At 41.4% G+C, this 11,954-nt stretch carries 17 protein-coding genes and 1 pseudogene; 4 read left to right on the top strand and 14 right to left on the bottom strand.

All coding sequences use genetic code 11. The features are described from left to right. Positions 1–99 precede the first annotated feature (99 nt). The 3 genes from D3873_RS03810 (at position 100) to D3873_RS03800 (ending at position 1,841) form a co-directional block, all read left to right on the top strand. On the top strand, positions 100–822 hold the full coding sequence (locus D3873_RS03810) for an alpha/beta hydrolase (protein ID WP_119882782.1): 723 nt from the start codon (positions 100–102) through the stop codon (positions 820–822). A 72-nt stretch (positions 823–894) separates the two neighbouring features. After that, positions 895–1,413 carry a YjcG family protein gene (locus D3873_RS03805; protein WP_119882781.1) on the top strand — a complete coding sequence of 173 codons (519 nt, stop codon included), beginning with the start codon at positions 895–897 and terminating at the stop codon, positions 1,411–1,413. Beyond that, positions 1,413–1,841 carry a GNAT family N-acetyltransferase gene (locus D3873_RS03800; protein WP_119882780.1) on the top strand — a complete coding sequence of 143 codons (429 nt, stop codon included), beginning with the start codon at positions 1,413–1,415 and terminating at the stop codon, positions 1,839–1,841. Before D3873_RS03805 ends, D3873_RS03800 begins: the two co-directional genes overlap by 1 nt. A gap of 242 nt (positions 1,842–2,083) precedes the next feature. Here D3873_RS03800 and D3873_RS03795 read toward each other — a convergent pair whose 3' ends face one another. The 7 genes and pseudogenes from D3873_RS03795 to D3873_RS03765 all read right to left on the bottom strand — a co-directional run bounded on the left by D3873_RS03795 (position 2,084) and on the right by D3873_RS03765 (position 5,139). Continuing rightward, positions 2,084–2,380, bottom strand: a complete 297-nt coding sequence (locus D3873_RS03795; protein WP_119882779.1) for a hypothetical protein — start codon at positions 2,378–2,380, stop codon at positions 2,084–2,086. A gap of 67 nt (positions 2,381–2,447) precedes the next feature. Beyond that, positions 2,448–2,711, bottom strand: coding sequence for a stage VI sporulation protein F (locus tag D3873_RS03790; RefSeq protein ID WP_119882778.1), 264 nt, complete (start codon positions 2,709–2,711; stop codon positions 2,448–2,450). A gap of 12 nt (positions 2,712–2,723) precedes the next feature. Beyond that, positions 2,724–2,801: pseudogene (locus tag D3873_RS03785) on the bottom strand (YjcZ family sporulation protein); the annotation flags it as partial. Between the two features lie 106 nt (positions 2,802–2,907). Beyond that, complete coding sequence (gene spoVAE / locus D3873_RS03780) at positions 2,908–3,273, bottom strand: stage V sporulation protein AE (protein ID WP_119882776.1); 366 nt, start codon at positions 3,271–3,273, stop codon at positions 2,908–2,910. Next, on the bottom strand, positions 3,270–4,283 hold the full coding sequence (locus D3873_RS03775; protein ID WP_238473824.1) for a beta-ketoacyl-[acyl-carrier-protein] synthase family protein: 1,014 nt from the start codon (positions 4,281–4,283) through the stop codon (positions 3,270–3,272). The genes spoVAE and D3873_RS03775 overlap by 4 nt, the downstream gene beginning before the upstream one ends. Next, entirely contained in the window at positions 4,280–4,732 is a 453-nt protein-coding gene (gene spoVAC / locus D3873_RS03770) for a stage V sporulation protein AC (protein ID WP_119882774.1), read from the bottom strand. The genes D3873_RS03775 and spoVAC overlap by 4 nt, the downstream gene beginning before the upstream one ends. Beyond that, positions 4,732–5,139 (bottom strand): hypothetical protein, encoded by a 408-nt coding sequence (locus tag D3873_RS03765; protein ID WP_119882773.1) that lies wholly within the window; start codon positions 5,137–5,139, stop codon positions 4,732–4,734. Before D3873_RS03765 ends, spoVAC begins: the two co-directional genes overlap by 1 nt. Before the next feature lie 128 nt (positions 5,140–5,267). On the opposite strand from D3873_RS03765, the gene D3873_RS03760 reads away from it, so the two are divergent. Beyond that, the gene (locus D3873_RS03760) at positions 5,268–5,795 is read left to right on the top strand and encodes a CotY/CotZ family spore coat protein (protein ID WP_119882772.1); all 528 of its coding nucleotides are present in this window, start codon (positions 5,268–5,270) and stop codon (positions 5,793–5,795) included. Between the two features lie 699 nt (positions 5,796–6,494). On the opposite strand, the gene D3873_RS03755 is transcribed toward D3873_RS03760, so the two are convergent. From D3873_RS03755 to D3873_RS03725, 7 genes are all read right to left on the bottom strand, one after another. Continuing rightward, entirely contained in the window at positions 6,495–6,842 is a 348-nt protein-coding gene (locus D3873_RS03755; RefSeq protein ID WP_119882771.1) for a hypothetical protein, read from the bottom strand. 36 nt (positions 6,843–6,878) lie between these two features. Then, positions 6,879–7,646: an enoyl-ACP reductase FabI gene (gene fabI / locus D3873_RS03750; protein WP_119882770.1), complete on the bottom strand. Its 768-nt coding sequence runs from the start codon at positions 7,644–7,646 to the stop codon at positions 6,879–6,881. An 84-nt stretch (positions 7,647–7,730) separates the two neighbouring features. Next, complete coding sequence (mgtE, locus tag D3873_RS03745; RefSeq protein ID WP_119882769.1) at positions 7,731–9,101, bottom strand: magnesium transporter; 1,371 nt, start codon at positions 9,099–9,101, stop codon at positions 7,731–7,733. A 14-nt stretch (positions 9,102–9,115) separates the two neighbouring features. Continuing rightward, on the bottom strand, positions 9,116–9,979 hold the full coding sequence (locus D3873_RS03740) for an RluA family pseudouridine synthase (protein ID WP_119882768.1): 864 nt from the start codon (positions 9,977–9,979) through the stop codon (positions 9,116–9,118). Further along, a complete protein-coding gene (locus D3873_RS03735; RefSeq protein WP_119882767.1) occupies positions 9,979–10,782 on the bottom strand; it encodes an NAD kinase in 804 nt (267 codons plus the stop codon). Before D3873_RS03735 ends, D3873_RS03740 begins: the two co-directional genes overlap by 1 nt. Then, complete coding sequence (yjbM, locus tag D3873_RS03730; protein ID WP_119882766.1) at positions 10,779–11,423, bottom strand: GTP diphosphokinase; 645 nt, start codon at positions 11,421–11,423, stop codon at positions 10,779–10,781. Before yjbM ends, D3873_RS03735 begins: the two co-directional genes overlap by 4 nt. 117 nt (positions 11,424–11,540) lie before the next feature. Then, positions 11,541–11,927, bottom strand: a complete 387-nt coding sequence (locus tag D3873_RS03725) for a UPF0738 family protein (RefSeq protein WP_119882765.1) — start codon at positions 11,925–11,927, stop codon at positions 11,541–11,543. Positions 11,928–11,954: the final 27 nt, after the last annotated feature.

The raw sequence follows: 11,954 nt of genomic DNA, 5'->3' as shown, positions 1-11,954 counted from the left end.
TACCTTTCCCTTGTCTTTGTTACAGGTTGTTGTCATTATACCTCTCGATTCCTTTATGTTACAATGTCCATACGATTTGGATGCCCAGGAGGTTCACTCATGAACAAAGGAACATTAGAAGATATCACCTTATTTAGCGATGCCTTACAAGAAGACATGCAATTGTTAATTTACAAACCAGCAACTTACTCTCCTTTATATAAATACTCCGTATTATTTGTTTCTGATGGAAAAGATTATTTCCAACTTGGTCGATTGTCACGTGTTGCAGACGAGCTGTTGGAGAATAAAGAAATAGAAAATCTTATTATCGTTGGAATTCCTTACAAAAACGTGCAAGATCGTCTTAAAAAGTACCATCCTGAAGGGGAACAACATGAAGCTTTCTTACGCTTTTTAGCACACGAACTAGTTCCATACATTGATACTCATTTCCCAACCTATCAAATTGGCATGGGACGCGCTTTAATGGGAGATTCACTTGCAGGTACCGTTTCATTACTTGCAGCAAGCAAATATCCTAACATCTTTGGAAAAGTGATTATGCACTCTCCTATGGTAAATGATTATGTAAAAGAAGTCGTTCGTGGTGTTAGAACGCCTCATGCATTTTCGGTATATCATGTCATTGGAAAAGAAGAAACAGCAGTGGAAACTACCCGCGGCGAAACCGCAGACTTCTTAACACCTAACCGAGAGTTGCATGAAATTATGCTAGAAAAAGGATTTCAAACATTTTACGAAGAGTTTGACGGCAACCATACATGGAAGTTCTGGCAGCCTGATATGAAACGAGCAATTGAAATGAATTTTGGTTTGTAGCATCAATTTTCACTATTTATTGAAAATTTTGATATACTAATACTATGTAGATCATGAAGGAGGTTATCCCATATGAAATATGGTGTTGTTGCATTCCCATCAAAAAAATTACAAGATTTAGCGAATTCCTACCGTAAACGTTACGATCCGCACTATTCTTTAATTACGCCTCACATGACATTAAAAGGTGTTTTCGAAGCGAATGATGAAGAAATCGAAGAACTATCTCGCAAAATAGGCGAAGTAGTGAAAAAACATCGAGCATTTCCTTTACATGCTACACGTATTAGTTCTTTTAGTCCTGTGACTAATGCGATTTACTTTAAAGTTGAACCAAACGAAGAAATGTTATCGTTGCATAAAGATTTACATTCGGATGAATTAGGTGGAGCGGCAGAATATGCATTTGTTCCACACATTACAATTGCGCAAAAAATGGCATCTGGAGAACATGATGATATCTTTGGTCAATTACGAATGGCAGGAGTCGATCATAAAGAAATGATTGACCGTCTGCATCTTCTATACCAACTAGAAGACGGTTCCTGGACTGTATACGAAACTTTCCGTTTAAATGGAGATAAATCTTAGTGATTTCTGCGAAACAAGTGACGACAGATAAAGAACGCGATGATGCTTTCTCTGTTCGGAAAATGGTATTCGTAGAAGAACAAGGCGTACCCATTCATTTAGAATTAGATGATCAAGATGCAACTGCTATCCACTTTGTATCATATGATGAGGACGTAGTATTTGGCGCAGGTCGAGTACGTGATCTCGGAGACGGTATCGCAAAAGTGGAACGTGTTTGCATCTTACCTTCCTACCGAGGAAAACACCTTGGAAATCTAATGATGGAAAAAATGGAAAACTACGCTCGAGAAAACGGATTTACGAAAATCATCTTAAACTCACAATCGTATGCCGTACCATTCTATGAAAAATTGCACTATGAAATTACATCACCCGAATTTATGGATGCTGGAATTCCGCATCGCGCAATGGAAAAAAAATTATAAAACTCGAGTTGCCGATTCAGTGGCACTCGAGTTTTTTATTGTGAAATGCGATAAAAATAGTAAAGCAAGTGTGTATGCACATCTATCCAAGAATCGATTGCCTCACCCCGAGCATCGATCGCCTTAGCCAGAGAATCGATCGCCTTACCTCCAGAATCGCTCGTCTTAACCAGATAATCGCTCGTCTTAGCCCGAAGCCAATAAAAAAACCGAACGCCACATGACGTCCGGTTTCTTCTCATTTAAGCATACGTATTAAATTGCATTCCCTTACCACTTATCTTGGCGATTTCCGGAGAAAGAGTTGCGGGATTTGGTTGAATAAAGCCTTTATATGGTACTGCTCGTGAAGAAAGCGATTTAGAGTTAGTTTCATCCTCCTCCACATCTCTTGCTTGATCTTCGAGTTCTTCTTCAAATAGCGATTTCATTTTAATACCTTGGACAGCATTAATGTAAGCAAAATCGTAATTTCCCATTGTCATTCGATTTGCATAATTTGTAGCTTGATAATTTTGGATTGGTAAAACATAGCCCATTTTCGCTCACCTCCGTTAATGTTATTTATTATTCGTACATTTACCCCGTTTTTTGTCCGTAAAAACCTCAATTTGATGAATTTTTTTGTATCATGGATTGAATTTCTTGCATGTTTAATTTTTTTCCACTGTTTACAACTGTTTGTACTAGTTTTTCTTCTAGTTCTTTGTTAATTGGTTTGTTAGCCACTTTGGCAACTTTACGAACAATTTTTTTGACTTGCTTTGGATCGGAAAAATCTGCATGTTGCACTTCATTTGCCAATGCAAATACTTCCGACATTTTCACGCCAGTTTTTTGCTCGATTTTGCTATAAAATGATTCGCTCATTCTCTTCCCTCCTTAATAGAAGCTACTTCCCACAATGATAAGTAGGATGAAAAGGACGACGATTAGGATAAATGTCGAACCTCCGTAGTTCTGTTGGGGCGGGTACGCATTGTAACATTGATTGTACATATAAAATCCCTCCTTTCCTCTTCAACCTAGGGTATTCCGCGGATGAAGGAAAAGAAGGGACAAATGGCTAGATAGAATTGCTTTTTGAACGAAAGATAAAAGCTGCTAACAAACCAAACACGATGGCTGCACTAATACCTGAACTCGTGACTTCGAACATTCCTGTTAATACACCAATAAAACCGTGACGCTCCGCCTCCTGAAGTGCTCCGTGGGTTAACGCATTCCCAAATGATGTTATAGGGACAGTTGCTCCTGCTCCAGCGAAGTCGATAAACGGTTCATATAATCCAAAACCATCTAAAACTGCACCCGCAACAACTAGCGTACTGAGTGTATGAGCAGGCGTCATTTTTCCGACATCCATCATTAACTGACCTATGACACATATAAGACCACCCACAAAAAATGCGATAAATGAGGACACAATCATCCACTAGTTCCTCCTTCCATTACTACTTCTACTGCGTGAGCGGTTGTTGGAATCGTCATCCCTTGTTGAAAGGATAATGGGGATAATAAAGCCCCAGTCGCAACAAGCAGCACTCGTTTTACTCTCCCAGCTAACAAATCCATATAGATTGGTCCGAAAAATACGGAAGCAGAGCATCCTGCCCCACTTGCTCCTGATAAGAATTTTTCATTCCCACCAAAATATTCAACCCCGCCATCCCGAAGTTCTTTCACCTTCGACTGAAAAAATAGATGCTGTTTACTTAATTCTAAAAGTGCTTGGTAGCCTGTTTTTCCTAAGTCCCCCGTAATTACTAAGTCATACGAATCTGCATCGGAACTTTCGAGATGGCGTACGATTGTGTCAAATGCTGCAGGTGCCATTGCACTTCCCATATCTAAAGGATCCGTACAAGTAGAATCGATTACTTTTCCTACTGTTGCCCGTACAATTATCGGTTTGTTGCTTACCCCTCTACTTATTACTGCCGCTCCACCTGCCGTAACCGTCCACTGGCTCGTCGGTGGCTTTTGCGCTCCATAGTCAACTGGATATCGAAATTGCCGTTCAACGGCATTATGGTGACTACTTGCTGCCGTTACAACAGTAGAAGCTAGTTTTCCTTCTAAGAGTGCTGCGCCGATAATCATCGAGGAAATAGAAGTTGCACACGCTGAGAACACACCCATAAATGGGCTTTCAAGTGTTGCCATCGCAAAACTCGTCGGCGTCATTTGATTAATCAAATCACCCGCCAGTACGACATCAATTTCTTTTTGGTGTATGCCAGCTTTTCGAATGGCCGTTTCAATTGCTTGTTTGGTTAATAAAGCATGTGCTTTTTCATTGGTATCCTCTCCGAAAAGTTCATCTGAACTTAATTGGTCAAAATAGACGGAGAACGGACTAGCTTTCTCAATAGGACCACAAACAGTTCCTGTTGACACAATCTTTGGCTGCGACGGGAAAATGAAATGACCTCCAATCACCAACTCAACCATCCTATCGTCACAAGCGTCGTTTTAATCAATGCAATGACGAACGCGGAAAATACACCGAACACAATGACCGATCCTGCTAATTTAAACATATTGCCACCAACACCGAGCACATAGCCCTCTGTTCGATGCTCAATCGCCGCAGAAATAACCGCATTACCAAAACCAGTAACAGGAACTGCGGATCCTGCACCGCCAATTTGACCAAGTTTTTTGTACAAACCAAATCCCGTTAAAAACATTGCAATAAGTACCAATGTTGCTACTGTGGGATTACTCGCCGTGCGCTCCGTAAACGTAAAGAAATACATATAGAAATACGTCAAAAGTTGACCAATAAAACAAATGGCACCGCCAACTAAAAATGCCCGTATACAATTCGCAACGACTGGTCGTTTTGGAGCAACTTCCATCACAAGATCTTGGTATCCTTCCTCCATTACGTCTCCTCCTTCGATAAACGCTGAATACGATCTAAAGACTTGGATAACTTTTCCACCGTGGCTTTACCTGGATGATTCAGCACTTTTTCTAGTTCCCACCGAATTTTTAAATCAGCCGAAACTAACACTTCGTGCTCTGGAAGCATTTTTTCTAATTTCTTTTGATACTTCTTTTCTAGCTTCGCTTTCTTATACTTTTTCCACGGATTTACTTCCACTGCCGCTACAACTGTATGATCATAAAAAACAATATCTACAGATTCAAGCGAATCTTCTTCCTCGAAAATAGAACGAATAGCCGTTTCATCGGTTGATTTAGACGCATCAAAAAGATTAATTGCGAGGTCACTTGAGCATCCAGACAGAACGATGCAACACATGAAGAAAACGACGATACGTTTCATACCATCACCCTTTTTCGTAGGTTGTGATGAAAATAGAAAATTATACAAAAAACCGGATAGACGCCCTGTTTCACCTATCCAAAAAGACATATCGTATAAAGACTTTCGAGGAAAGTGAGGTGAAAAAAATGGGATGTGGACGTTTTGAAGAATCGACTTCTACTGGTGTACTAGGAACAACTTCTGGTCGTTGTGTATGTGATGTACTACGTTTTATTAAAGATATCCAAGACCAAGTAACAGACAATGATTGCCCTGCTTGCCCAACGAACTGTTTCCTAGAACCACTTGGAGGTTTAGTAAGTCCAGTATCAACTCAATTCGATACACGTGTCTTTATGCTAATTACAAAAGACGGAACACCTTTTAAAGCATTCTTCCGTGACAGAGATCGTTGTGACCACGATTGTTTCTCCGTATTCTTCCGAGTAGAAGATATTTTCGACGGATGCTGTGCAACACTTCGAGTGTTAGAACCACTTGATAAGCACGGACACGAAGTGAACCTTTTAACGGAATGCGGAACTGCATTAAAATTAAGTAAAATTTGTGAAGTGCGTGATTTCCGTTCATCAAGCAGCTGTATCACAGTCGACCTTAACTGTTTCTGTGGAATCGAGTGTATTAAAGATACGTATTTAGGAGTATGTGACTAACACCAAAAGTCGATTCTAGTGTCTAATTAAATTTTTAAAAATTAAAAATGCACCTTTCCCCCGGAGTGAGCGCAAGAAAAGCACACTCCTCACGAGAAATTGCTTCTTGCAACGTGAGGAGATAGCTACATCTGCAGCGAAACACTTCGAGGAAGAAAGGTGCTTTTTAAATATTGGGGCGCGAAACGGTGTTTTAATTGAGAGTAGGAATCTTCACTTGATTAGTATTTGTTTCTTAAACGGATAAATACTAGTGGAAGTGAGGAAAAATTGTATAACTGATGGGAAAGAAAGAGTGGAATAGAAGGAAAGCTTTTTTACCGATATTTTGGAAATTTTTGGATAAATTCGCGAGATGTTGCGAAAATGTCTCCGTTTGATGGCAAAATGTCTCGAAATACGACGATTTTGTCCTGGAATTCATTGATAATGTATCGGAATACCTCAAAAATGTCGCGAACCTATGGAAGGCTGAAGAGCATAATGTATAGAAGAAAAATTTCGGACAAGTCTAGTTAGCAATTTACTTTTTTTGGATAATATCACGAGATGTTGCCAAAATGTCTTGGAATACAACGATTTTGTCATGATATTCTCTGAAAACGTCACGAAATACTCCACCTTTTTGCTAAAACGCCCGATTCAAGAATTATTCTCCACAAAAAAATGACCACTTGTAAGTGGCCATTCGAAACTGATTTAATTGTTTCCTACTCTCAGTGGAAAAGGTTTTCCTAACCACTCGATTTCAAGGATGTCGGCACTGTCGAGCGTTAACTGCGTTTCGCCACTTTCAAACTGCACCGCACCGGGTTCGATCCCAAGCACTTTCCCGCTAATTCGCTCCTCATTTTGCATAACGAGCGTGATGTCCCCGTAAGCTCGGCGGTTAAAATCGGTCGTAAAATAAGCGAGCCGCTTTTCCATTAAATCAATCACATCGTCTTGCCTTTCTAGGTTTTCATTGACCAAAGTGTCCTTCACACGTGCAGCTTTTGGCAGATGATGGACGGGTGGACTTTTGACGTAGAGGACAGGATTGTTCATGGGCATACTCCTTTTTCTGTAGGGTATGCGCGTGTTTTACAAAATGTGATAGCCGCTGTCGCAGTGGATTGTTTCTCCTGTAATACCGCGAGATAGATGACTAAACAAGAATAATGCCGTATCGCCAACTTCTTCTTGTGTCGTGTTGCGTCGAAGTGGCGCGCGTTCTTCGATTTCTTTTAGAACGCTGTTAAAATCGCTGACACCTTTTGCAGAAAGTGTACGGATTGGTCCTGCAGAAATCGCATTCACTCGAATGTTATGTTGGCCAAGGTCATTTGCTAAGTAACGCACTGACATATCAAGCGATGCTTTTGCCACGCCCATAATATTGTAGTTTGGCACAACGCGCTCGCCACCTAAATACGTCAAAGTGACGATGCTACCACCTTCTGTCATGAGGGGTTTCGCGTGTTTCGCGACAACTGTTAACGAAAATGAGCTAATGTTATGCGCCAACAAAAATCCTTCGCGGCTTGTGTCGCTGAAATTGCCGGACAATTCTTCTGTTTTTGCAAAAGCGATGCAGTGCGCTAAACCGTCAATTTTCCCTACGCGCTTTCCGATTTCATCAAAACACGCTTTGACGTCCTCATCGTTTGTCACGTCACATGGCAATAAAAGGTCGTGTTTGCCTTCTAGTGTTTCTACTAAATCACGCACAGGTTTTTCAAATCGTTGTCCTGCATACGTAAAGATCAAATTAGCGCCTGCTTTATCAAGCGATTGTGCAATGCCCCAAGCAATACTCCGCTTATTAGCAACTCCCATAATAACGAACGTTTTTCCTTCTAAAGTGAACATGTCGTTTCCTCCATCTGTAAGACAAGTTATTAGTATCTGGTACTAATAGTAACGAATAAAAAAGAAAAGTGCAAATACACTTTTCTATAGTTGGCTAATAAACAACGTTGCAAGCCCTAGATATATCAAAATACTTATAATGTCATTGAGCGTTGTGATAAACGGGCCAGACGCAACCGCTGGGTCAATATTCATTCGATGTATCAATAACGGAATGAACGATCCCGCAAGAGTCGCGATAAAAATCGATCCAAAAATCGCTGCTCCTACTAACAAACCTAGCAACAACTCATGCTGCCAAAAATACACAAGTCCAATGACAAAAAGTGCAGAAACAAATCCTGTGATCAAACCTGTCCCAGCTTCTCGAACCATTAAACTCATTTTACTTTCTTCCTCAATGTCGCCTGTTGCAATCCCGCGAACCGCAACCGCCAGCGCTTGTGTACCACTGTTCCCTGCCATTCCAGCAATTAGTGGGATAAAAACAGCCAGCACCGCTGCTTGATCGAGTGTTGCTTTAAAAATATTCATGAGATTAGCAGTCAACATTCCTAAAAATAGTAGAATAATCAGCCACGGCAGTCGTTTTTTCGCTGCAGTGAATGGACCTTTATCAAACGTATCCATTTCCGAAACGGCGGCGAATTTCGAATAGTCATCGCTCGCTTCTTCTTCTAATACGTCTAAAATATCATCGACCGTGATAATCCCGAGTAAGTGATCTTGAAAATCCACAACCGGCATCGCTAGGAAATCATAGTCTTTCATCATGCGCGCGACATTTTCCTGATCCTCTGAAACGGAAACACTGACAACACGTTCATTCATGATCGAACGAATGAGCGTGTCTTCATCCGCTACGATTAAATCACGAAGAGACACCACGCCCACTAACACATTGTCTTCGCTTACGACGAAAATGTAGTAAATTGTCTCCGCTTCTGGCGCTGCATTTCGCAATATCGTCATCGCAGATCGCACCGTCGAATTTGCAGGAATCGCCACGTATTCCGTCGTCATAATGGAACCGGCTGTGTAGTCTTCGTAATGCAGCAAATCTTTGATTTCCTGCGCCGAATCCTTATCCATAATCGTCAAGTAGCTCACGACTTGGTTCTTATCTAACTCATTTAATACGTCCACCGCGTCATCGGTGTACATCTCCCCGAGCATTTCCGCGGCATACGTTGTTTCCATTTCATTTAAAAACGGTTCATATTCATCATCATCCAAATCGATCGCTTGGAAAATTTCCGCCATCTCTTTTGGTGACAAATACTGATAAATTAGCTGACGCTTTTCTGCCCCAACTTCCTCAAACACTTGCGCTTGATCATATGGATGCTGTGCCAAAAACTCTGCACGGAATTCCTCCATCTGTTCCGCCTCGAGAAGCGCGATCAGTGCATCCGTCACAATCTGAGATTCTTCCTCTCGGTTTCTCTCCTCCATCTCGCGCCCCTCCTCTAACCGTGATAATGCTTAAAGTGTAGCATGTCCGCTGGCAATTCGCTCGTAATTTTAAGCAACTCACCAGTAATTGGATGTGTAAACTGCAGCCTTTGGCAATGAAGTGCTTGCCGGCGCACATGTTCTGTTGGACCCCCATACAACTCATCCCCGATTAAAGCGTGGCCAATTGCCGAAAGGTGCACACGAATTTGATGTGTGCGCCCAGTTCGGAGTGTGCAGGTGATGTCTGTCCAACTAGCATGACGCTCGACGATTTCAATGTCCGTTCGAGCATATTGACCGTCTTCACGCACCGTCCGTTCGATAATACTCCCGTCTTTTCGACCAATAGGAAGCGTAATTTGTCGATTGGTGGTCATTTCCCCGGAAATAAATGCTCGGTATTCCTTGTGTAAAGTCTGGTTACCTAGGAGAAAGTGAATGTGGCGATGCTTCGCAAGACATACTAGACCTGTGGTATCACGATCGAGTCTCGTGACAATATGAATCGTCGCTTCAATGCCTTGCCTGTTGTAATAACCGAGCACTTGACTCGCTAAACTACCGTTCGGAGCGTCAATCGAAGGGATGGACCGCTGATTAGCCGGTTTATTGATAATAAGTAAATAGGGATCTTCGTAAACGATTTCGATGGGGCCATGTTCAAGTGGAATACCCTCACTTGGCACTTCTTTCGGAAAAAGAACGGTCACGACGTCCGCCTTTTGCAAGACGTGTCGGACCGTTTTCTCTTCTCCATTAACGAGAATGCTGCCACCCTCGTATTTAATTGCTGTTAGTGCTCGTTTCGAAATTCCTAGTGCAGTGATTGCTTCTTTTACAAGCATTTCCTGCGGTGCTGTATAACGTAACTTCATTACGCTTCAAACCCGTCGATAAACGAATCATGTACTCGTTTCCAAAATGGGAATGGACGGAAACGTGCAAAACGCACTTTTTCTTTTGCGACGCGATATTCGATAGACTTCACGTCTTTATGCAGTAAATGTAGTTGATCGATGGTGACCATAAAATCTGCTGCCTTCACCGGCTTTAACACGCAAGCGTGATGAGCTGGTAATACAAGCGATGAACCGACCGTACGGAAAACTCGATTATTAATCGACGCCATTTCCGTTAACTGAATCGCTTCAAGTGCAGGATGAATCACAGCTCCACCAAGTGCTTTGTTGTATGCGGTACTTCCAGATGGAGTAGACATACATAAGCCGTCTCCACGGAAGCGTTCAAAATGACTGCCATTTAGCTCGACATCCATCACTAACGTGACATCTGGCGATTTAATCGTGGACTCATTCAGCGCTAAATAAGTGGAACTTTCTTCTTCTCCGCAGTAATGGATGGTCGCTTCTAAAAGCGGATACTCAATGACATTGTATTCATGCTTCGCAATAGAGATCACTAATTTCTCAATTTCATCTGGCTTCCAATCTGCATAAAAACCTAAATGTCCCGTATGAATTCCCACAAATGCTACAGATGAGAGCTGATCTGCATAGCGATGAAAGGCATGCAACAATGTCCCATCCCCGCCAATAGATAACACGATATCAGGCGATTCTTCATCAAACGTTAAGCCAAAATCCGTTAAATACGTTTTGGCCCGTTCCATTAATTCATTCGATTGATCATCATTTCGTGATTGAATGGCAAATTTCATGAACGATTCGACCCGCCTTTTTTATATTCACTAAAGTATTTTTGTGCTTCTTGGATTTCGTCTCGTATTAAGGACATTTCTTCGTCTAAGCGAAACGCTGCTTCTGCGGCATATTGTAACCTATTTTTAATTTCTTCTGGGAAAATCCCTTTGTACTTATAGTTTAGCGAATGTTCAATAGAAGCCCAAAAATTCATCGCAAGCGTTCGAATTTGCACTTCTGCTAGAATTTTCTTTTCACCATGGATGGTTTGAACGGGATATTCGATAATCATATGATACGACCGGTAGCCACTAGGCTTTTTATTTGAAATATAATCGCGCTCTTCGACAATTCGAAAATCATTTCGCTCACGCATAAGCGTTACAACGGTTTCGATATCATCCACGAATTGACACATCATTCGGAGGCCCGCAATATCTTGAATCTCCATCGTTAACTCCTCTGAGGGCTCAAAAGCAATTCCTTTTTCGAGCGTTTTATCGTAAATACTCGCGAGCGGTTTCACTCGCCCCGTCACGAATTCGATAGGTGACGTGCGATTTTCCAATTCGAATTGTGTCCGCATACTTTTTAGTTTTACTTTCAGTTCATCCACCGCGTGTTTATATGGTTCTAAAAATCGTTCCCATTGCCCCATGACGTCAACCCCTAACTTCTTCATCCTACTTTGTGTAAATAATGAATGTGTGCTGTTTCGTAACTAGCATTTTATCATTTATTTCCAAAAATTTCTAAAGTCTCTCTATATTCATTACTATGCATTTTCGTAGAAATCTTGAAAAATTGTTTCGACTTCTTTAGTGAAGTCAGCACCGTAATTTTCGTTGCCTTCAATGTTATATAAAAGCATTTCGAGTTCTTCTCGGAATTGATGGAGGACAAATGTTTGATCTCCAAATTCTAACGAGGGGTCTTCTTCGATTCTTAAAAGCTCGGTGAGTAGTCCCCAGACGTTTTTGGGAAATTGAACATAACCGTAACCATCTTGTTCATCTAGTAAATAGACAAATGAATGTGCATCTGAATCGGTGATGAGTTGTCCTGCAGGTTTTACTTGCTCAGTTGTTGGTTTTTCGGTTAATAAAAATGTAATCGATGTCCCTTTTTGGACACCGCTATCTACGATATATGTGTTACGCAAAATCTTGTCATCCTTCCACTTCCAAAA

Source organism: Paenisporosarcina cavernae (genome assembly GCF_003595195.1).
Lineage (GTDB): Bacteria > Bacillota > Bacilli > Bacillales_A > Planococcaceae > Paenisporosarcina > Paenisporosarcina cavernae.
The sequence above is the reverse complement of the archived record's forward strand: the minus strand, read 5'-3'. Positions and strand labels throughout refer to the sequence as shown.